21 protein-coding genes are annotated in these 19538 nt (G+C 69.2%); 7 read left to right on the top strand and 14 right to left on the bottom strand.

The genetic code is table 11. The features are described 5' to 3' along the window. Window position 1: 1 nt before the first annotated feature. The 6 genes from PSED_RS17545 to PSED_RS17570 all read right to left on the bottom strand — a co-directional run bounded on the left by PSED_RS17545 (window position 2) and on the right by PSED_RS17570 (window position 5085). Window positions 2-526, bottom strand: coding sequence for a nucleotide exchange factor GrpE (locus PSED_RS17545; RefSeq protein ID WP_143770516.1), 525 nt, complete (start codon window positions 524-526; stop codon window positions 2-4). 140 nt (window positions 527-666) lie between these two features. Then, window positions 667-2553 carry a molecular chaperone DnaK gene (dnaK, locus tag PSED_RS17550; RefSeq protein ID WP_013675585.1) on the bottom strand — a complete coding sequence of 629 codons (1887 nt, stop codon included), beginning with the start codon at window positions 2551-2553 and terminating at the stop codon, window positions 667-669. Window position 2554: 1 nt separating this feature from the next. Beyond that, window positions 2555-3109 (bottom strand): YflT domain-containing protein, encoded by a 555-nt coding sequence (locus PSED_RS17555; protein WP_013675586.1) that lies wholly within the window; start codon window positions 3107-3109, stop codon window positions 2555-2557. 13 nt (window positions 3110-3122) lie between these two features. Beyond that, window positions 3123-3596 carry an Hsp20/alpha crystallin family protein gene (locus PSED_RS17560; RefSeq protein WP_013675587.1) on the bottom strand — a complete coding sequence of 158 codons (474 nt, stop codon included), beginning with the start codon at window positions 3594-3596 and terminating at the stop codon, window positions 3123-3125. A 595-nt stretch (window positions 3597-4191) separates the two neighbouring features. Continuing rightward, a complete protein-coding gene (locus tag PSED_RS17565) occupies window positions 4192-4623 on the bottom strand; it encodes an STAS domain-containing protein (protein WP_013675588.1) in 432 nt (143 codons plus the stop codon). A gap of 33 nt (window positions 4624-4656) precedes the next feature. Further along, a complete protein-coding gene (locus tag PSED_RS17570) occupies window positions 4657-5085 on the bottom strand; it encodes a DUF2267 domain-containing protein (protein WP_013675589.1) in 429 nt (142 codons plus the stop codon). A 244-nt stretch (window positions 5086-5329) separates the two neighbouring features. On the opposite strand from PSED_RS17570, the gene PSED_RS17575 reads away from it, so the two are divergent. From PSED_RS17575 to PSED_RS17585, 3 genes are all read left to right on the top strand, one after another. After that, complete coding sequence (locus PSED_RS17575; RefSeq protein ID WP_013675590.1) at window positions 5330-7237, top strand: MFS transporter; 1908 nt, start codon at window positions 5330-5332, stop codon at window positions 7235-7237. Between the two features lie 716 nt (window positions 7238-7953). After that, window positions 7954-8211: a WhiB family transcriptional regulator gene (locus PSED_RS17580; protein ID WP_013675591.1), complete on the top strand. Its 258-nt coding sequence runs from the start codon at window positions 7954-7956 to the stop codon at window positions 8209-8211. Window positions 8212-8374: 163 nt separating this feature from the next. Then, a complete protein-coding gene (locus PSED_RS17585) occupies window positions 8375-9235 on the top strand; it encodes a ParB/RepB/Spo0J family partition protein (RefSeq protein WP_143770520.1) in 861 nt (286 codons plus the stop codon). Between the two features lie 495 nt (window positions 9236-9730). Here PSED_RS17585 and PSED_RS17590 read toward each other — a convergent pair whose 3' ends face one another. After that, window positions 9731-9970 carry a hypothetical protein gene (locus tag PSED_RS17590; protein WP_013675593.1) on the bottom strand — a complete coding sequence of 80 codons (240 nt, stop codon included), beginning with the start codon at window positions 9968-9970 and terminating at the stop codon, window positions 9731-9733. A gap of 292 nt (window positions 9971-10262) precedes the next feature. Here PSED_RS17590 and PSED_RS17595 point away from each other — a divergent pair, with 292 nt between their 5' ends. Continuing rightward, window positions 10263-10835: an HdeD family acid-resistance protein gene (locus tag PSED_RS17595; RefSeq protein ID WP_013675594.1), complete on the top strand. Its 573-nt coding sequence runs from the start codon at window positions 10263-10265 to the stop codon at window positions 10833-10835. Between the two features lie 4 nt (window positions 10836-10839). Here the strand turns inward: PSED_RS17595 and PSED_RS17600 are convergent, their stop codons facing one another. The 5 genes from PSED_RS17600 to zwf form a co-directional block, all read right to left on the bottom strand. Continuing rightward, entirely contained in the window at window positions 10840-11199 is a 360-nt protein-coding gene (locus tag PSED_RS17600; protein WP_013675595.1) for a hypothetical protein, read from the bottom strand. A gap of 19 nt (window positions 11200-11218) precedes the next feature. Then, window positions 11219-11902 (bottom strand): BON domain-containing protein, encoded by a 684-nt coding sequence (locus PSED_RS17605; protein WP_013675596.1) that lies wholly within the window; start codon window positions 11900-11902, stop codon window positions 11219-11221. A 388-nt stretch (window positions 11903-12290) separates the two neighbouring features. Then, complete coding sequence (locus PSED_RS17610) at window positions 12291-12488, bottom strand: hypothetical protein (RefSeq protein WP_041759797.1); 198 nt, start codon at window positions 12486-12488, stop codon at window positions 12291-12293. Window positions 12489-12763: 275 nt separating this feature from the next. Further along, entirely contained in the window at window positions 12764-12916 is a 153-nt protein-coding gene (locus tag PSED_RS17615) for a hypothetical protein (RefSeq protein ID WP_158511323.1), read from the bottom strand. 143 nt (window positions 12917-13059) lie between these two features. Further along, window positions 13060-14487 (bottom strand): glucose-6-phosphate dehydrogenase, encoded by a 1428-nt coding sequence (zwf, locus tag PSED_RS17620; protein WP_013675597.1) that lies wholly within the window; start codon window positions 14485-14487, stop codon window positions 13060-13062. Window positions 14488-14711: 224 nt separating this feature from the next. On the opposite strand from zwf, the gene PSED_RS17625 reads away from it, so the two are divergent. Beyond that, a complete protein-coding gene (locus PSED_RS17625) occupies window positions 14712-14894 on the top strand; it encodes a hypothetical protein (RefSeq protein WP_143770522.1) in 183 nt (60 codons plus the stop codon). A 584-nt stretch (window positions 14895-15478) separates the two neighbouring features. On the opposite strand, the gene PSED_RS17630 is transcribed toward PSED_RS17625, so the two are convergent. Next, window positions 15479-16621, bottom strand: coding sequence for a baeRF10 domain-containing protein (locus tag PSED_RS17630; RefSeq protein WP_013675599.1), 1143 nt, complete (start codon window positions 16619-16621; stop codon window positions 15479-15481). Between the two features lie 56 nt (window positions 16622-16677). After that, window positions 16678-17565: a S1C family serine protease gene (locus tag PSED_RS17635; RefSeq protein ID WP_049803437.1), complete on the bottom strand. Its 888-nt coding sequence runs from the start codon at window positions 17563-17565 to the stop codon at window positions 16678-16680. 846 nt (window positions 17566-18411) lie between these two features. Here PSED_RS17635 and PSED_RS17640 point away from each other — a divergent pair. Both PSED_RS17640 and PSED_RS17645 read left to right on the top strand, forming a co-directional pair. Then, entirely contained in the window at window positions 18412-19089 is a 678-nt protein-coding gene (locus PSED_RS17640; RefSeq protein WP_086002771.1) for a dienelactone hydrolase family protein, read from the top strand. 69 nt (window positions 19090-19158) lie between these two features. Next, the gene (locus PSED_RS17645; RefSeq protein WP_013675602.1) at window positions 19159-19311 is read left to right on the top strand and encodes a hypothetical protein; all 153 of its coding nucleotides are present in this window, start codon (window positions 19159-19161) and stop codon (window positions 19309-19311) included. Window positions 19312-19538 lie beyond the last annotated feature (227 nt).

A 19538-nucleotide genomic window follows, 5' to 3' on the forward strand; every position in this document is an offset into this window, starting at 1 on the left:
GCTAACCCCCCGGAGCCCGTACCACGGTCACCGCCGCCGGCCGCAGCTGCCGCTCGCCGGAGCCGTAACCGGGCCGAACGACCTCTGCGACCCAACCCGGTCTCGCCTTCTCACCGCCGGCCTCGACCACGCCGACCACCTCGTGGCGGGCCGGGTCGAAGGGCACACCGGTCTCATCCTCTCGGCTGTAGCCGAGACCAGTCATCACTGCGAGGGCCTGCTCGCGAAGTGCACGTACGCCCTCGACGATCGATCGTGGATCCGAGCCGGCATGCGTGAGGGCGCGGTCGATGCTGTCGAGCACCGGCAGGAAGGCCGTTGCCACCACCTCCCGCTCGGCCATCCGTTCCCGCCCGATCTCGCGGGCGCACCGCTTGCGCAGGTTCTCCAGATCCGCCGCGGTGCGCCGCCAGCGGTCCTCCAGCTCGGCCGCAGTCGGTCCAACGGGCTCGGGCGCGGCATCGGCATCCCCGGGTTCTCGCGGTGCCATCCGGCCCGCCGGGGCGGTGACCCGCTCCTCGGTCATCGCCGCCCCGGCGGGTGGATCCCCCACGTCCGCGCCGTTGCGCTCCGGCGGTTGCCGGGGCCGCTGCGGTTCGGCGGCCCCCGACCGCCCCCCACTCCGGCCGGAGGACTCTTCTGCCGTGGGCTCGCTCATCGGCGACCTCAGCTCCGGTCGAACTCGGCGTCGATGACGTCGTCGGTGCCACCATCGCCGTCATGAGACGGCCCGCCCGCCGCGCCCCCGCCATCGTCGGCAGCGCCGCCGGCGACGAGTCCGGCAAAGACCTGCTGCAGATCCCCGGTCAGCTCACGCACCCGGTCCAGAGGGGCCTGGTCGGCGACCGCCTGCCGGGCGTCCGCCACAAGCATCTCGGCACGCGCGCGCTGATGCTCCGGTGCGGCGTCGCCGACCTCATCGAGGCGCCGCTGTACCTGGTGGGCGATGGTGTCGAGCTCATTGCGCGCGTCGACCTCCTGGCGCAGCCGCTGATCTGCCTCGCGATTCCGCTCGGCCTCCTGGATCATCCGCTCGACCTCGGACTGATCGAGGTTGGTGCTGTCCGAGATGGTGATGCCCTGCTCGGCCCCCGTGCCCTTGTCCTTCGCGGTGACGTGGAGGATGCCGTTCGCGTCGATGTCGAAGGTGACCTCGATCTGCGGTTCGCCCCGCCTGGCAGGTCGGATGTCAGTGAGCTGGAACCGGCCGAGCACGCGGTTGTCGGCGGCGAGCTCGCGCTCGCCCTGTAGCACCACGACGTCCACGGCCGGCTGGTTGTCCGCCGCGGTGGTGAACGTCTCGCTGCGCCGGACCGGGATCGTCGTGTTGCGCTCGATGATCTTGGTCATCACCCCGCCCTGTGTCTCCACGCCCAGCGACAGCGGGGTGACGTCGAGCAGCAGCACATCAGACACGTCGCCCTTGAGCACCCCGGCCTGGATCCCCGCACCGATGGCGACGACCTCGTCCGGGTTCACGGTCATGTTCGGGTCCTTGCCACCGGTGAGCCGGCGCACCAGGTTCTGCACGGCCGGGACCCTGGTGGAGCCACCGACGAGAATGACCTCGTCGACATCGTCGGCGCCGACCTTCGCGTCGGACATCGCGCGCTGGACAGGCTCCATCGTGCGCTCGACGAGATCCGCGGTCAGCTGCTCGAACGTCGAGCGCATCAGCGTGGTCGTCAGGTGTTTGGGCCCGCTCGCGTCCGCCGTGATGAACGGCAGGTTGACCTGCGTCTGCGTGACTGAGCTCAGCTCGATCTTCGCCTTCTCGGCGGCCTCGTAGAGACGCTGCAGCGCCTGAGAGTCCTTCCTCAGGTCGATACCGTTGTCCTTCTGGAAGGCCTCGGCGAGATGGTCGACGATCCGCCGGTCGAAGTCGTCACCGCCGAGATGGGTGTCGCCTGCGGTGGCGCGCACCTCCACCACGCCGTCGCCCACGTCGAGAACGCTGACGTCGAACGTGCCGCCGCCGAAGTCGTACACCAGCACCGTCTCGTGCCCGCGCTTGTCCAGCCCATATGCCAGCGCAGCCGCCGTCGGCTCATTGATGATCCGCAGCACCTCGAGGCCGGCGATCTTTCCCGCGTCCCGGGTGGCAGTGCGCTGCGCGTCGTTGAAATAGGCCGGAACGGTGATCACGGCCTCCGTGACGCGCTCCCCGAGGTGACGTCCCGCGTCGTCGGCGAGCTTGCGCAGGATCAGCGCCGAGATCTCTTCCGGCGCGTACAGCTTGTCCCGCACCTTGATCCGCGCGAGTCCGTTCGCGTCGGGCACGACGTCGTAGGTGACCTGGTTCGCCTCCTCCTCGACCTCCTCGAAGCGACGCCCGATGAACCGCTTGACCGAGTAGACCGTGCCCTTGGGGTTCAGGATGGCCTGCCGACGGGCCAGCTGACCCACCAGTCGTTCACCGTTCTCGGTGAAAGCCACCACGGAGGGCGTCGTCCGGGCACCTTCGGCGTTGGGCACGACGGCAGCCTCACCCCCCTCCCACGCCGCGATGACGGAGTTGGTCGTGCCCAGGTCGATCCCGACCGCTCGTGCCATGTCAGATCCCCGCCTCGAGCAGCAGCCGCGCGGCTTCCTCGGCGACCTCGTCGTCGACGACGACCTCGAAGCGTTTCGGGCTCATGATCGTCACCGACTCGAAGTCTCGGCGTCCCCTCTGCATCGCGTAGACGATCAGACCGATGATCGCCCCGATGGCGGCTCCGATCACGAGGCCGTAGACGGCGAGCAACAGACTGGCGATCAATGGGTCGACCCAGCTGAAGACCCCGAAGATCCATCCGATCAGCGCACCGGGTACGGCACCGCTGGCTGCTCCACGCCACGCAGAACGGGGGTAGTTCATCCGACCAGTGACCTGCTCGACGGTCTGCAGATCCTGGCCGACGATCGCCACTCGCTCGACGGGGAAGCTCAGGTCGGAAAGCCGGTCAACGGCCCGTTCGGCCTGCTCGTAGTTGTCGTAGGCAGCGACGGTCCGCCGTGCCCCGTTCCTCGGGCCCGCCGGGCTTCCGGGCGACCACAGTCGTCTGGAGGTGCGCCCAACCGTGCCGACGGTAGCGCTCGCGGCCTCTCGCGGCTGTTCGGCGGTCATGATTCCCTCCGACTCAGCTGGCCGTCGCTCGGCCGCTCGCCGATGCGCTCGCGGTTTTGGAACCAGCGCCGTCTTCCGTCGTGCTGCCGGAGCCGAGTGCGACCCGACGGGGCTTGCTCGCTTCACTGACCGGGATCGTCAGCTCCAGGACGCCGTCGCGTGTATCGGCGGACAAGCGATCCGGGTCGAGGTTGTCGCCGAGGAACAGTTGGCGACTGAACTCACCGTAGGGCCGCTCGTCGATTATCACCTCGTCGCCCTCCTGGTGCGCGGGTGCGCGACGTGCACGCACGCTCACGACGTTGCGCTCGACCGTCAGGTCGATGTCGTCAGGAACGACGCCGGGCAGATCAATGAAGATCTTGAACTCGTCGCCGCGTCGCAGCGCCTCCATCGGCATGCTGCGGAAGGCACGGGTCCCAGCGGAGAGAGTCTGTTCAGCGAGTCGGTCGAGTTCGCGGAACGGGTCGAATCGCATGAGGGTCACGAGTTCCTCCAACCGGATCGGGTCAACAGAGCTCCGCTCACCGTTGCCGCACGCACCGGCCCGCGCGTCGGTCCGCGGGATGCAACCACGCCGGGCTGCTTTGACTCGGCGGGTCGGTCAACGCTCGGTGACCTGCAGGACTCGCCGTGCCGAGGCGGGCCATGCTCGGCTACCTGTCCCCCAGGCTCAGCGTCACTGACGGCTCCGCCGTCGACTCAGTAGCGCAGAAGGGCGTCATAGTCGTCGCACGCCGTGCCGATCACGCGGATTCTGCGGACCGTCGTCGTCTGCTGACGGCTGCCACGAGTCCTCGCGGCAGATACGCCGAGAGCGACGACTGCAGTGCTCGTCGATGGTTGGCGGATCGGCGCACTCCGCGAGCAGCTTCCGCGTCTGTGCAAGTTGATCTCGTCGCCCCGATGGTCATGTCCGACGGAAGTGACGAAGAGCGGGTCCTCGCGCTCGCCGCCCCTGCGGTCGTCTCGTTGACGAGTGCGGCGGCGTCGGCGGCCTCGTGTGCGCCCAGCTGCGTCGTACGACCTGTATCGCTCGACGGGACCGTCGACGAGTTGATGCACATGCACGAGGGTGTGAGTCAGCGGCGTGATGTCGGAGAATCCGCACACCTCAGGGACGGATAGGGATCCCCGCACGCCTGTGCAACACCGGATGGACCTGCGGCCAACAGCCACTCCAAGCCGGTGATCGTCAACTGCCGAACGAGGTCCTCGCGACCACTTCCGGCAAGTTCGAGTTCGATGCCCCGTTCGCGGCACACCTCCCTCGTCCAGCCGAGGAACGCAAGCCCCGTCGATCCCAGGACGACGACCCGGGAGAGGTCGACGATCAGCCGACTCGGGCGAAAGGCCAACTGCTCGTGGATCACCGCCTCGAGGTCCCCGCCGGTGAAGCTGTCGATCTCACCGGCGACGTGGACCGTCGTCACCGCATTCCTCCGCCGGACGGCCACAGCGAATGCGTACTCGTCGTCTTCCGACATCCGGACGCGGCGCCTCTTGTTCACCATTTGTCCTCGACTTGTCCCGCGGTTCTGATCTGGTCAGGGCAGTATTGCCACGAGGTCCTTGGGCAGACTCGCGCGGACGTCGTTCCACTCACCGACTGTGACGTGGCGGCGCAGTGCCTCGAGGGTCGTGCCGACGAGGCGTTCGATCCCATCGGGGAGCTCGAACGGGAAGTCGTCGCGGATCCGCCGCAGGAAGTCGTCACGGTGCATCTTGATCGGAACCTTCGACGGGTCCCATCCCTCGAAGTAGATGCCGCGGACCAGCAGCGGGAGCTGCGCCGAGAGCTGAGCCGCTTCCTCGACGGTCAGCCGGTCGCGAAGCGTGTGCAGGACGACGCGAAGTGCGGCATAGGACTGGTTGCGGCGCTCCTTCGGCCAACTGTAGGACCGCTCGATCTGCTTGAGGATCCCGTTGGTCTTCTTCAGTGTGGAGTCGAACGCCGGGTATCCCGTGGGGGTCATGTCGGTTCACCTACTCCCGTGATATGGACGGCATCCAGTGACCACCGTGACGGGTCCGCCGTCCGCGGGCCTGCGCCTGCCAGGTGATGGTTCACGGCGCCCTTCGCCCCGCCGGGGCATCAGCCGGACTGTGCCAGGGGGTTGAACAGCACATCGCCGGCCTGCATCGCCGGGTCGGTGCTCGTGGGAGGCGCGGCTCGCAGAATCCGCGTATCCCACCACCCGAGTTATTGGAGGTGGCACCGTGGCGGGCGTCACCGGCTCCCTTCGGACCGACATCCCGGCTCGGCTCGACCGGCTGCCGTGGTCGCGATTTCACTGGCGGATCGTGATCGGCCTTGGGGCCGTATGGATCCTCGACGGCCTCGAGGTCACGATCGTCGGCGCAGTTGCGTCACGCATGATCGAGCCGGGCAGCGGGATCACACTGACAGCCGCCGACATCGGGACAGGCGCGGCGCTCTACGTCGCGGGCGCATGCATCGGAGCGCTGTTCTTCGGACAACTCACCGATCGGTGGGGGCGCAAGAAGCTCTTCATGATCACCCTTGCCGTCTACCTGGTGGCGACCGTCGCGACGGCCTTCGCTTTCGAGCCCTGGTTCTTCTTCCTGTGTCGCTTTTTCACCGGGTTCGGCATCGGCGGGGAGTACTCGGCGATCAACTCGGCGATCGACGAGCTGATCCCGGCTCGGAACCGCGGGCAGGTGGACCTCACCATCAACGGAAGCTACTGGGTCGGGTCCGGAATCGGCTCTCTGGTCGCGCTGCTGCTGCTCGACGCGACGTTGTTCGCCCCAAGCCTCGGCTGGCGGTTGGCGTTCGGCCTCGGCTTCATCATCGGCCTGGGGATCCTGCTCGTGCGCAGACACGTCCCGGAGAGCCCTCGATGGTTGTTGGTTCACGGGCGGGCGCGCGAGGCCGAGCGCATGGTCGAAGGGATCGAACAGGAGATACGAAGAGAAACGGGCGTCGAGCTGCAGCCGCCTCCCTACGAGATCGCCGTCCGAGTGCGGCAGAACATCCGCTACCGGGATCTTGTCAGGATCGCCTTCCGACGCTATCCCAATCGGGCGCTCCTGGGTCTTGCGCTGTTCACCGGGCAGGCATTCCTCTACAACGCGGTCGTGTTCGACCTGGGGACTCTGCTGAGCGGAGTCTTCGGGGTCAGCTCCTCGTCGGTGCCCACGTACATGGTCCTTTTCGCCGCGAGCAACTTCCTCGGTCCCCTGCTGCTGGGCAGGCTCTTCGACACGGTCGGCCGGATCCCGATGATCGCGGGGACCTACCTGGGATCGGCGGTGCTGGTCACCGTGCTCGGGGTCCTGCTGGGCGACGGCGGCCTCACCACAATGTCGTTCATGGTGCTGCTCCTCGCAGCGTTCTTCCTCGCATCGGCCGGCGCCAGCTCCGCCTACCTCACCGTCAGCGAGGTGTTCCCGCTGGAGATCCGCGGACTCGCGATCGCGCTGTTCTACGCGACCGGCACGGCAGCGGGTGGTATCGCGGGACCGCTGCTGTTCGGCAACTTCATCCACAGCGGCAACCTTCGACTCATCGCATTAGGATTCTTCATCGGCGCTGCCGCAATGGCTGTCGGCGGGCTGGCAGAACTCGTGCTCGGGGTACGCGCCGAGGGCAAGTCGCTGGAGAACATCGCTACCCCGCTCACAGCCGAGGAGGCCGAGGCCGACCCGGGTGAGCAGGCCTCCGTGCGGGCAGCTCGCGAGCCGGCCGACGCCACCGAGGACGAGCATCGGGAGGCCCGCGAGCGCAACGTTCGCGTCACGCGGCGCTCCGGCGAGCGGGCCGCGCAACGGCCCGCTCTGCGGGCGGTTCGCCTCGGCCCCGGTTCGGGGTTCTACTCGCCGGGTCAGATCGGCACAGCGGGCACGACGAGCCGTTGGGCCGCCGCGTCCGACGAAGCCATGGACCGGGAGATCGCCGAGATCGAGCGAGCGGTCGACAACAATGTGCCCATCCGGCGGCGAGCGCTCGCGAGCGCCACAGGCGGCCGTCTCTGGGGACCCGGCCGCTTCCGTCGCGCATTGCGGCAGGCTCTGAGCGAGGGGCGCGTTCGGCGGTTGTCCGGCGACAGCTACGGTCCCGGCCGGGGGCGCGACAGTGGCCGGCCGGCCGGCGCCGAACGTTAATCTGGCGGTCGCAGCCGTCCCGCTGCGCGTGCCGGACGAGCGCGCCGCCTCCCTGATCGTCGATGTCGGCACGATCGGACGAGAAACGAGCAGGCACCGCGTCTGCGCCGGGGAACGCATCCGGGTCCTCGTCACGCAGGAACGCGATGAGCCGCTCCCGGAATTCGCAGCAGAGGTCCCACGAGATGGGCCGCGTCGGTGCCGACGCGACCGCGCGCACCACCGTCGACGACGGCGTGGAGCCGACGACCTGCAGCGCCCCGTCGCACCGGTCCCACAGCAGCAACCACTCGATGATGCGCCGTACTGTGGCGCAACTCCGACACCGGTGCCCGATGGTCCAGGTGCAGGACGACAGCGCACCGGACCCGGGACTCGGTTGCGCGTCCACATCTCGAACCACGTCGTGATGAAGTGCGCGGTCAGGAGCATCGGGCTGCGCTCGTCCCACAGCCGAACGACGAGGTGCGTCAGCGCCAGTTCCTCGACCTCTCCCACTCACCCTCGACGACCACCACGTCATCGACCCGGAGCCAGTCCGACATGGCCGATTCGATGCCCGCCTCGACGTTGCGCAAGGTCGTCCGGGAGGCGAACCCGACAACCGCACCGGCCACGCCCGCGGAGGCCGGCAACAGAGCAGCACCCGATGCGTCGACCCGCGGCGACCAGGAGGCGCAGCAACCAGCAGGAACCGTCACCGAAGGAGACCTGAGATGGACTGGCGAGATGAGGCCGCGTGCCGCGGCGAGGACCCCGCGCTGTTCTTCCCGGTCGGCAACGCCGGGCCGGCCCTGGCGCAGACCGCGCGGGCCAAGGCGGTGTGCGCGCGCTGCCCAGTCATCGGGCAATGCCGGGACTGGGCCCGCACCTACGAGGACACCGGTGTGTGGGGCGGCGAGGACGAGCACGAGCGCCGCGCCGCCCGCGGCCAAGCCCACCGCAGCCGCCGCACCGCCCGACCGGCCGCCTGAGCAGACCACTCCAGGACCCACCCAACCCACCGAGACACCAACCCCACCGAGACAACACCTCGACCCAGACCGACCCCGAGACCAGGGAGAACACCTCGTGAACACGGACAGGAGCACGGTCGCCCGCACGATCACTGCCCGGAACGCACGCACGGTCCCGCCGGTGAGTGGACCGCGGGACTTCCCGCGCCAGGCCGCGATGGTGGCGTGTGCCCGGCTGGCGAGGCACCCGCGCACGATCCGCACGACACCGACCGATCTCGACGAGCTCGCCGCGTCGATCCGCGCAGAGGGGGTGCTGCAGCCGTTGCTGGTGCACTCACTGTTGGAGCGCCGCGCAGGGGTCGCCGACCTCGAGGTCATCGACGGGCACCGGCGTCTGGCCGCGGCAGAGATCGCCGGGCTCCGCCGGGTCCCGGTGATCGTGCGCCCGCATCTGACCGACGACGACGCGTTGTTCGCCATTCTCGGCTCTGCACTGAAGGCCGACGTCGACGACCAGGACAAGGCGCGGGCGGTCGCCACGCTCAACGAGGAGTTCGACTACACCTGGTCGGAGATCGCCGCCCGGCTCCAGCAGCCGCTGGCCACCATCCAGGGCTGGCGCCACCCCCGGCCCCGCTCCCGGCCGGGCGGTGCCGCGAACCGCGGGTCAGCCCGGCCCGGGAGCGACGGCACCCGCGCCCCGCGGATCAAGCCGTCGGTCGTGCACGAGATGTGCGCCCGCTGCGACCGCCACGAGCTCACCGCCGACCAGGTCATCGAGGCGCTACGAGCGATGCTCGGGGACTGGCACCCGGCTCCGGCCACCACGGCGCACCCCGCGCACACCACGCCACCCCACCCACCGCAACCGACCCGACCAGCACCCCGACCAGCCCCCCGAGGCAGCCATGAAGGGCACCACTCACACGATAAGGACGACCAGCGCGAGCACTACGACGACGCCGGCGGGAGGACCGCGACGACGACCAGCGAAAGGGGCGCACGATCGATGGGCGGTTCAGTCGTCCGTCCGACCTGACACCCGCAGATGATCACCTGTAGCCGATCCCCCCGCGCCCGATCACCCTGCACCCGGTCGCTCTGCAACCGATCGGACTGCTGGGTCGGCCGGAGGGGTGCGAGGGCCGATCCGCAACGACCGCCCGCCATGGCGGGGCGTGCACCTGGGCGGGGCAGGTCGATGCGGGCCGCGCTGGATGCTGCGGCCGCCGGGCTCTACGTGTTCCCGGTGCGACCAGCGCCGGGGCACGTTGCCCGCGGTCCTGGGGTGATCGAGGACTGGTGGAGCGCGCGGCCATGGAACCTGGGCCTCGCGGTGGGCCGGTCGAACGGTCGGCCGTGGACCTCGACCCGACCGCAGCACCGAGCCGCCGGCAGAGTTTCCCGGCGCCCGCGGGAACCCCGGATGTACCATCGGCGCGCCCGGCGCCGAACGCGGCCTGGCACGGACCTACGGCTGCGGTCGACCGCGGAGGAACATCTACCGGCCCGGGATCATCAGCAACCACCTGGATCAGCTACTCGACGCTGACGCGCCGACCGCGAAGAGGCTGCGCGGTCTCACCACGACGTAGATCAGTCGCACGATCCGCCAGGCGCCAGCGGCAAGGAGGCCGAGGCGCATCGAGTGCCGCAGCGCGGAGGTGACCGGCCGGGTCACCGGAATCGCCGTGCGCACCACCGACGAGAGCAGGACCAGCGGCCGGTGGCGGCGGCACTGCAGGAGACCGAGCAGTCGGTTGCTCGTGCGCATCACGACCCGGCTGATCACGAGCCCGGCGAGTTGTCCGACGAAGCGCTCCGGCGGCCACGCGACGACGGTGAAGCAGACGCAGTGTCAGATCTCTCGGCATTACCGCGCCGTCCCAGCCGGCCCCCACTCGGGGAGGCTCCGGCCGACGTCGCATACCTCCCGTGGGCTCAATGTCCTCGAACGCCGCTGGCCCTCCCAGGCCCGTGCGCGTAGGGCGCTCGAAGTCGCATGATCCCGTTCGAGTCAAGCAAGGTGTGCATAACCCGCTGCCTCGAGAGGTGTCTCGATCGACATGAAGCGATCGTTCGTCGACAGCCCAGAGACGGATCCGTTGGTTCTGGGAACCGGGGCAGTCCGCGCCATTCTCGTCCTTCGCACCGTACTGGCGGTTGCATTCGGCCTCTTCGCACTATTGTGGCCCGAACTAACGCTCTTGGCGCTGACCATCGCGTTCGGCGTGTACGCGATTCTCGACGGCGTGGCGACAGTGGTCGACGCGGTCCGCCGCCGGCGGCGGACCCGCTGGTGGCTGGGCCTCCTCGGCGGCCTTGCGAGCGTCGCCGCGGGGGTCATTGCGCTGATCTGGCCGGGGATCACCGCGGTCGCCCTCGCCGTAGTCGTGGGGATCTGGGCGCTGGTGACAGGCCTGACCGAACTTGCCACAGCGTTTCGGCTGCGGCATGCCGGTAGTCGCATCTGGCTGCGCGTGCTGGCCGGCGCCCTGTCGGCGGCCGCCGGAGTCCTCATTCTGGTCTGGCCGACCGCAGGCGCGATCGGGCTGACGGTGATCGTCGGGGTGTTCGCGTTGGTCTACGGCGCAACACTCGGGGCCGTCGCCGTCACGCTGTGGCTGACGGCGCAATGATCGCTCATCCGGTGTGCTGGATGGCTTCCAGCATGCCGTGCAGGTGGGCGACCGCCAGTTCGATGTCGTAGTACCGCCGCTGCCCGGCGCGGGATTCTGCAGCGAGCAGCCCACACCGGTGGAGCACCTCGAAGTCCCCGTACGGGAACTTGTAGCGGCTCTTCCGGTCCTCGGCCTGTTCCTCGTCTATCCCGAGGTGCCATCGGGCGTACTCCGCCATCCCGTGTCGTTCGATGAACTCGTTCTCACGCCGCGCGGAGGGCTGGTGCTCACTCCATGCGTCACGATCGTCGATCACGTAGCTCCCTGCCGTGATCAGCCCCCGCGCGTGTTCGTAAGCCCTCTTGTTCAGTACGGCAGTCATCGATTTTCGCGCCGCCCGTTCAGCTCGCCCAGGGGTCGACGGTGATCTGGTTCTCGACTTCGACCACGCCGGGAGCGGACCAGGCGACCCTCTCCGCCTCGTCCTTCTCCGCCCAGCTGCGCACCGTTCCCCGAAGGATCGCCTTGTCGTCCTGGACCTCCACGGTGATCCGCTCCGCATCCGTCTCAGCGTCTCGGACCAAGGCGTCCTGAATCTGCTTGCGCAGCCGTTCCGGCGAGCTACTCATGAGAGGCCGGACACGAATACTGTTGATGACGCCCCGCACACCGGACAATCGACGCACGACTCGCTCGGCCGCGCGCCGCTGGTACTCCCACGGCACTTCGCCGCGCAGCGTTACGTACCCACGCGACACCGTCACCTCGATCTGTTCTGCGGGGACGAGCGCCTGCCAGGCGAGAGCACGGCTAGCCTCCGCCGCGATGTCGGCATCGGTTCGCTCCGCGGAGCTGGGCAGGCGGACCACGATGTCGTTCGCGACCGCCTTGACGCCGCGCACCCGGTGCGCGGCGCGCTCGGCCGCCGCCTTCTTCGCATATGAATCCACCCACCCCGTCAGAGTGACGACACCGTCCTTCACTGCGACGCCGACCTCGTTCGATCGGACCTTCGCATCCCAATCCAGCTCGGCGAACACCTCGCGCTGAATCTGCTCGTCCTGGGAGGTAATCGTGCTGGTCATGGATGCTCCTTCCGCTGTGCCGCGACGTTTCACGCTGCCGAACGCGCGGAATCGACACTTCCTCCCCGTAGAGCGGGGTTGGCGGCGCGGAGTTGGCCCTCTGGGCCGAGCCTCGTCCCTCGTCGGGAAAGTTGCCCAGGTTGTCGACCGCGTCGGTGACTGCGGCGAGAACCCGGTGCTGCAGACGTCGGCCATCAGGGCGTTCCCGGGGGACCTGCCCACGCGGCGCCCGTCGGTTCGCACTCGGAGACGGCGAACGAGATCCGGACGGCGAATGCCATGCACCCGAAGTCGCTAGGCGCAGCAGGCTCATCGTGAGGGAAGTCGATCCCGCAGTCCTCGTAGACGTACGAGAGCCTCGAGTGCTTGTTCGTGACCACGGTGTTCATCAGAGCCCGACGTGGCGAGCACGGCGAGACTGCTCCTCCTCGGCGAGTTGCTCGATCCCGACGTGATCTCGGTGCCAGCCGATCCGCCGGACCCACGTCAGCTCGACGTATGCCGGCGATCCAGCGACCAGCATGAACAACTCCGCCGTGACGGCGACCACGCCGCCGTCGAGCCCGATGCCTGGAGAGACCAGCACGCGGCGAAGGGACAGGCGGGACCGAACACGCGGACATGCACACCCCATGACGGAGGTTGACCACCACGAGCGGTTCGTCCTCGGAGGCCCACCCGCATCTCTGACCCCGCAGGCCGAGCCGCCTTCGGCGGACCCGACCAGCCGGGCCGACGCCGAAGCCGGAGCCAGGCCGCATTCTCGGCCGCTACGCCCAGCCGCGAGGAGACTCAGTGGACCACCAGCAATTCGTTGCGACGACCGCGCGCGTTCCGCCGAGCGACGCGCTCCGTCCGGGCCTACATCAGGTGCTGCCAGGAGATCGTCTTCTCGGTGTTCGCCGGCATCAGCCGAGTGCCGGACGAGACCGTGAGGAAGATCCATTTCTGGACGATGCCCGCGGGCTTCAACCTGACGTTCCTGGTGCAGTGCCGGTTGGGCAAGCCGAACATGTCGCGCCGTCACGTCGACTCCCTGCGACAACGCACCAGGTCAGCTGTGTGGAACCACTAGGTGACGACCTCGGTCCCTCTGACCCGAGCCGTTCCCGGCGACCATCGGCCGTAGTGCTATGAGTCCTCGCTACGAGTCCGGGCTAAGAGTCCGGCAACCGCCACCCGCGTTCGCCCGGGAGCCGCAGAGCTTCACTCGGCCCCCACGCCCCCCGCGGGTAGCGACGCAGCGGTGGCGGTTCGTCCAGCAGCGGATCGAAAAGCTGCCACAGGAGTTCCACCTGCTCAGTGCTGATGAAAAGCGTCGGGTCACCACGCATCACGTCGAGGAGCAGACGTTCGTAGGCCTCGAGCGGCTCCGAATCCGGGAACGCCTCCAGGAGGGCGAGCCGCATCCTGCCGCGCCCGAGGTCGAATGTGGGACCAGGTATTTTGGCCCGGACATCGGCGAAGATCTTCGGGTCGTCGGTGAGCTCGAGCACCAGTTCGTTGCAGGTTTCGTCGACGTCGCCAGGGAAGACCTTGAGCGGAGGCTCGCGGAAGCCGATCGTGATCGTACGGCGTGCCGCGGCGAGGGCCTTGCCCGTCCGCAGGTAGAAGGGCACGCCGATCCAGCACCAGTCGTCGATGTAGACCTCCATCGCGACGAACGTCTCCACATCGGAGAACTCGTCGACGCCGGCTTCCTCGCGGTATCCCTCATACTGACCGAAGACGACCCGCGTCGGGTCCGGCGGGCGGAGCGACCGGAATATCTTGACCATCTCGTGCCGCAGGGACCAGGCATCGAGCCGCGACGGCGGCGCCAGCGCCACGAAGCCGAGCAGCTGGAACAAGTGTGTCGAGATCATGTCCCGGAACGTCCCGGTGGACTCCATGAAATCTGCCCGTCCCTGAATGTCGATCTGCTCCGGAACATCGATCTGCACGTAGCAGATGTGCTGATGGCTCCAGACCGGCTGAAACATTCCGTTTGCGAACCGCAATGCCAGGATGTTCTGCACGGCCTCCTTACCGAGGAAATGATCGATCCGGTAGATTCGACCCTCACCGAAGAACTCCCAGAGCGTCTCGTTGAGCCGGCGCGCAGATTCCAGGTTCGTGCCGAAGGGCTTCTCGAGGACGATTTTCGCCGATGCGGTGGCGTCGAACGCGCCGAGCATTCGAACGACGGACTCCGTCGACGCCGGAGGTATCGCCAGGTAGTAGACGCAGTGGGCCTCGCTGCCCAAGTCCTTTGCCGCAGCCGATATCGCACTTTCCAGTTCGGCACCATTGTCATTGAATGTGGGCACGAAGCTGATCCGGTCCGCGAATCGCTGCCAGCCGACTTCATCTATCGCCCCCCGCCGTGCCTCCACGGCCGAATGGACCATCGCCAGGAAAAGGTCCCGATTCTCCGGTGCGGTGCGGGCGGAGCAGACCAGGTGGAACCTCTCGGGCAGCAGGTCGAGCAGCCACAGGCGAAATAGTGCTGGAAACAGTTTGCGCCGAGCCAGGTCGCCCGTCGCACCCAGCACGACGAGAACATGCGGCGCCGGCGGACCTTCCTGGCCCGAACCGGTGGACACGTGGATCTCCTCCTTCGGAACGGCAGGACATCGGGATCGGCGGGCCAACAATCGGCGGCCGGCGCACAGCGCCTCTTCAGCCCGCGCGGTCGAATCAGGTGGTGATGTCTCGGCCTGGCACGGCCGTCCGGCAGCGCCGGCCGCCGGCGTCGTTGCCCGTTGCGGAGGAGGGGTTCCCGTCATCACCCGCGCCACGGAGAGGCAGGCCCATGCGACCGCAGGACATGCAAACTTTCGAGGAGGCCCGCAGCCTGGCCTACGGCCTGCTCGGTGATCTGCGGGACCTTCTGGGCGCCGACTTCGTGCCGGGAACGGTTCCCTCCGGGTTGGCCGGTGCGGCGCTCGCCGAGGCCCTGAGACACATCGACGCCGCCGAGGACGCGTTGGACCGTGCCGGGCTCGGCTGAACAGGCATGGCCGTCCCGCCGGGTCCACTTCGAAAGGGCATCCTGATGCCACCCGCACCGTGCGGACGGACATCGTTGAGGTCGACCACCGTCCCGACCGCCGACCGATCACCCTCGCGGAGGCAATACCCGTGAAGTCGACCGCCAGACGCCAGGGCCCCTTCACTCACACCGGGGTGGGCACGTGACCGGGTGTGGACGCCCGCGCCGCGCTCCGTCTCGGGCTCGCCTCGCGGCTCAGTCGCGGTCCCCTATCGAGTCTCGTGCACTCGTGAGCGAGGCTGTGGGCAATCGGCGAGACGGTCGTGTCGCCAGGCCCGGCCCGACACATGGGTGAAGCTGGATTCTTCCTCTGACAGCCCGTCACGGAGCATCGCCGCGGAGTACGTGCCGGACCTCGCCCGGAGGCAGGCCGGTAGCACGAGCGGGGGCTCGGCAGGGCGGAATGCGGAGGCTCGGTCGTCGGTCGTCGGTCGTCGGTCCGGCCATGTACGGAGCCCTCGCGTGTCGGGCACGAACCGCGGCCCGGGCACGACACCGGGCGCCGAGCCTGGCTCGGATGCGCTCCGGAGGCTTCCCGCAGGTCAGACCGCCGGGTGCGGTGGCGGGCGGAAGCGGAGCGTCGCGGCGGTGACCTGCACGCGCAGCGGAGTCTCCGCCGCGACGTGCTCAACGGATCCGCCCTGGTCGATGACGGCCTGCACAAGCTCGTCCACCACGTCCGGGGTGCGGCGCAGTTCCCGGCCGCACACCGGGCACCGGTCCTCCTCGACGCCGAGGTAGCCGTCGTGATCGCAGACCGCGCCCGGGAGCACCGCCTCATCCTGCACGAGGAGCTGGTTCACGGCGGCGGTGGTGCCCGCCCACAGGCATTCCGTCAATCCTACGACCGCGAGCCCGCCCGAGGAGCAGCGTTCGAGGGTCTCGGTCACGAGCCGCTGCTCCTCTGCACGCTCATAGCGCTCCACCACCTGATCGGCGAGCCTGTGGATCCTTCCGAGGTCCTGCTCGCCAGGATGGACGGAGAATGTTCCGGCGACGCGCTCGCGCACCGCCGCGGGCAGGTGGTCGAGGAGCTCGGGGATCTCGTGGTCGTGACCACCGAAGGCGATGATGTCGAACTCGTGGCGGCGGGCCTCCTCGTCCAGCCGCTCGGCCACGGCACGGTAGTGCCGCTTGGCGAGCAGTTCGGCCTTGTTGTGGACGGTGTGCTCCCGCATGCCGGCCGCGTAGTCGGGCTTGCGCAGCGTCCGGTCCCGGAGCCGGCCTGGGCACTCGACCATCTCGTTCTGGTAGAGGTCGAAGAATCGGGCCCGGCCGCGGTCGGCGACTACGACGCGGCATCGGTGGTACTCGTCGAGGACCGCCAGGAGCGGCCGGACCCAGGTCGTCTCGTCGACCACCTGCCGGTCGCGCACCGGTCGCGGCAGCTCGACGTCCTCGAACACCCCCCGGCCCGAACAGGAGAAGAAGGCAACGGCCCGCGGGTGCAGGCGCTCCTCCTGCACGGCCTCCTCTACGCGCTCGATGTCACCGCGCAACGACAACCGGGCGTCGCGATCCAGCGCGGTGTCCTTGGCGAGCAGCCGCACCTCGTGCAGTTGCTCGTCGACGCGGCTCGGAAAGGCCCGGCGATCCGCGGGATCCACACGGACGTACAGGCTCAGCACCGGCAGCCCGTCACCCCGCAACCGCAGGATCCGATCGACGGTCTCGACCTCCAGCATCAGGCCCTCCTCAGGCCGCGGGCGGGTCCCCCGAGTTGATCGTGAACGTCAGAGGTTCAGCGGCCGGTGGTCGCGTCACCGTGAGCCCGGATGATCAGATCTCCGACCTGCGCGCCGGCAGCCGCAGATGGTCCTGCCGCATCAACGTCGGCCACACCCGCCCCGACCGGCTCCCCGCGGTCGTCCGTCACGGCGGCAACGGTGGCTCCGAGTGCCACCTGCCCGGAATCCACGACCCGTCCGTGCTCGATGGTCTGCCGGGCGATGTCATGGACGACGCTGCCCGACATCGTGAGTCCGAAGCCCGGCGTCGCGGTGACGGTGCGGGGGCTCGCCCCGGCGAGTGGCGGCACACCGACGACCTCGCGATCGAGGCTCACCAGTGCCCCACCGCTGTTGTCCCGGTTGATCGGCGCGCTGGTCCGGATCACCTGGCGCAACACCGTCCCGGGGACTCCGTTCTGCGGCTCCGGGGGCTCGGGGATGGTTCGGCCGAGCGGCACGATTCCCTGCGTCACACTGCCCTCCAACCCGAGCGGGGCTACCCATCGCCACCACGATCTCGCGGACCTGCAGGTCACGGGTCTCGCAGAAGCGCGCCGGCGCCAGACCAGAGGAGAGGGGTCCGCCACGGTGATCCCGCCAGGTCCTCGTCCGGGTAGGAGGCCACCAGCCTGGCCGCGCGGACGACGCTGCTCGTGCATCCGCACCTCGAACTCCGTGCTGGTGATGCCCACGACGTGGGCGTTGGTCACAAGGTGGCCCTGGTCGTCCAACACGAGGTCGGAACCAGCCCCTCCGCCGCGGCTGATGTCCACGGCCGACAACCGGACGTCCGCGATGACGGACGCGAACTCGGCCTCCAGGGGGCTCCTCGCGCCCGGCACGATCAGCGCCGGCTCGTCCCCGCTGTCGTGCTCCCCCCTTGGCGGCGCCACCAGCATGGCAGCGCGCTGTACCGGACGTGGGGCAGTCTCAATCGCACGCCTCGCTCTCCACTGCGGGCCACCGGTGGGCATCCGTCGTCTCCACGACCGTCCCAGTGCCGGGCGGCGCGTTGATCGGCCCGGTGAGGCCGATGTCCCGGCACGTAGTCGCCCTGACGAGCCGATTCCGCGACACCACGACGCCGGGCCGGCTGGGGCGGCCGGCTCCGGAACGCCGGCCTCATGAACTCCGGCCCTGTCGTCGGCCCCGTCGTCATCCGTTCCACGGTTCACCGACCGCGCTGCGCGCCCCTTGCCGGAGGCCGCCGAAAGATCCGCGCTCCGCGGCCCGGTTTCGTCGTCGTGTGGGAGCCGGGGGCGGCGTACGACTTCGCGACCCTGCCCAAGTCGGGGTCGGAGCTTCCGGTCGCCCGACCGGACCGATCGGCCTCGGAGCCGGGCACGCCGACCCGACCGGGCGACGCGTCGGACGACGTGGACTCGATCGGGCGCTCCACGGCCGACACCGAGCGTCCGGCCCGGCACGGTCCGGCGATCGCCTGCGCCCTCGGGATGCGGCCGCGAACGCTCTCGCCGTCGGCGTCGAGCTGACGTGAACGGGACCATCGCCCGGGCTTGACCCGAGGTCGATGCGGCCCCGCAGGGGCTTTCTCCGGCACGCCCCGGTGCCAGGTACCGGGCGTGCGTTACGTCGACGAGGACCATGGCGAGAAGGACCGCCGAGCGCGTCGCTGATCCCGGCACGGCTGGCTGCGAAACTACGACGGGGAGGCGTACCCGCGGGATGGTCCTCACCCCGCCAGGCCGATGCCAACGGTGAAGCCGTCCGGGAACAGTGGTCCCGTGACGGTCGTGTCCCAGTCCCGGAACTTCGACGTCCTCGGCCTCGATCTCGACGGTTACGTCGCAGTGCCCGAGCACCCGGTCGGCGTGGTTCTCTTCGCCCGAGTCCCGGGCGGGCGCAGTGACGAGGAGCGGGATCTGCGCGTGTCCAGCGAGCTCAACACGGTGGGACTTGCGACGGCGTGGGCGGACCTGCTGACCACGGCGGAGCAGCGGATCGACGCCGCGACCGCCGAGCTGCGGTTCGACACCGACCTGCTGGCCGTGCGCACGATCGCCATGATCGACCTGCTGGCGTCGGAGCGTCCGACCGCCGGGCTGCCTGGCGGGCTTCTGGGTGCGCACACCGCCGCGGCCGGTTGTCTCACCGCGGCGGCGGCGCGGCCGGAGTGGGTTCGCGCCGTCGCATCGCCCGGTGGTCGGCCCGACCTCGCCGGCGAGTTCCTCCTCATCGCACGCGCACCGACCCTGCTCGTGGTGGGCGAGTACGACACGACGCTCCGGGACCGGAACCAGGACGCCGCGGACCGCATCGCGGGCCCCACCCGGGTCGCGCTGCTCGACGACGTGGGCCACCTGATCAACAAGCCGCATGCGCAGTCCCTACTGGCAGAGATGTGCCGGGACTGGTTCCGCGAGCACGTGCGGCCGCGGAAGTCATCGCGGAGGCGGGGGTGACCGGGAACCTCTGTGCAGTGCGTCATTTCCTCCAGATCCGGCGTCCGTGCCCCGGCTACTGTTCTGTGCATGGACGGCTCCGCCAAGACCCCGGTGATGCGCAGAACGTGTCCCTGGTGCGCCAGTGCCCGCGTCATCGCCTTCGGCGAAGAGGGCCTGGTCCGGGCGTTGGCCCGGCACCTCGAGACCTGCACCGGCGAGGAAGCCGGCGACGACGAGTAGCCAGGCTCTCCGGACGAGCCGTCGTGGCCGAGAGGTCGCCAGGCGCGGGGCGCGGGCGCTGACCGCCGGCTGCACAAGTGCCGCACGATCGGTCCGAGAACGGCGACCAGTAGCAGCCCGAGGCGGGTTGCGGTCGCTGTCCTCGCCAGTCGCAGCCAGGCGGCGAACGCGACTGGGCCCGGAACGCGATCAAGGTCGCCAGTGCACCGGCCACGCTCGCGATGGAG

Source organism: Pseudonocardia benzenivorans CB1190, assembly GCF_000196675.2.
Classification (GTDB): Bacteria; Actinomycetota; Actinomycetes; order Mycobacteriales; family Pseudonocardiaceae; genus Pseudonocardia; species Pseudonocardia benzenivorans.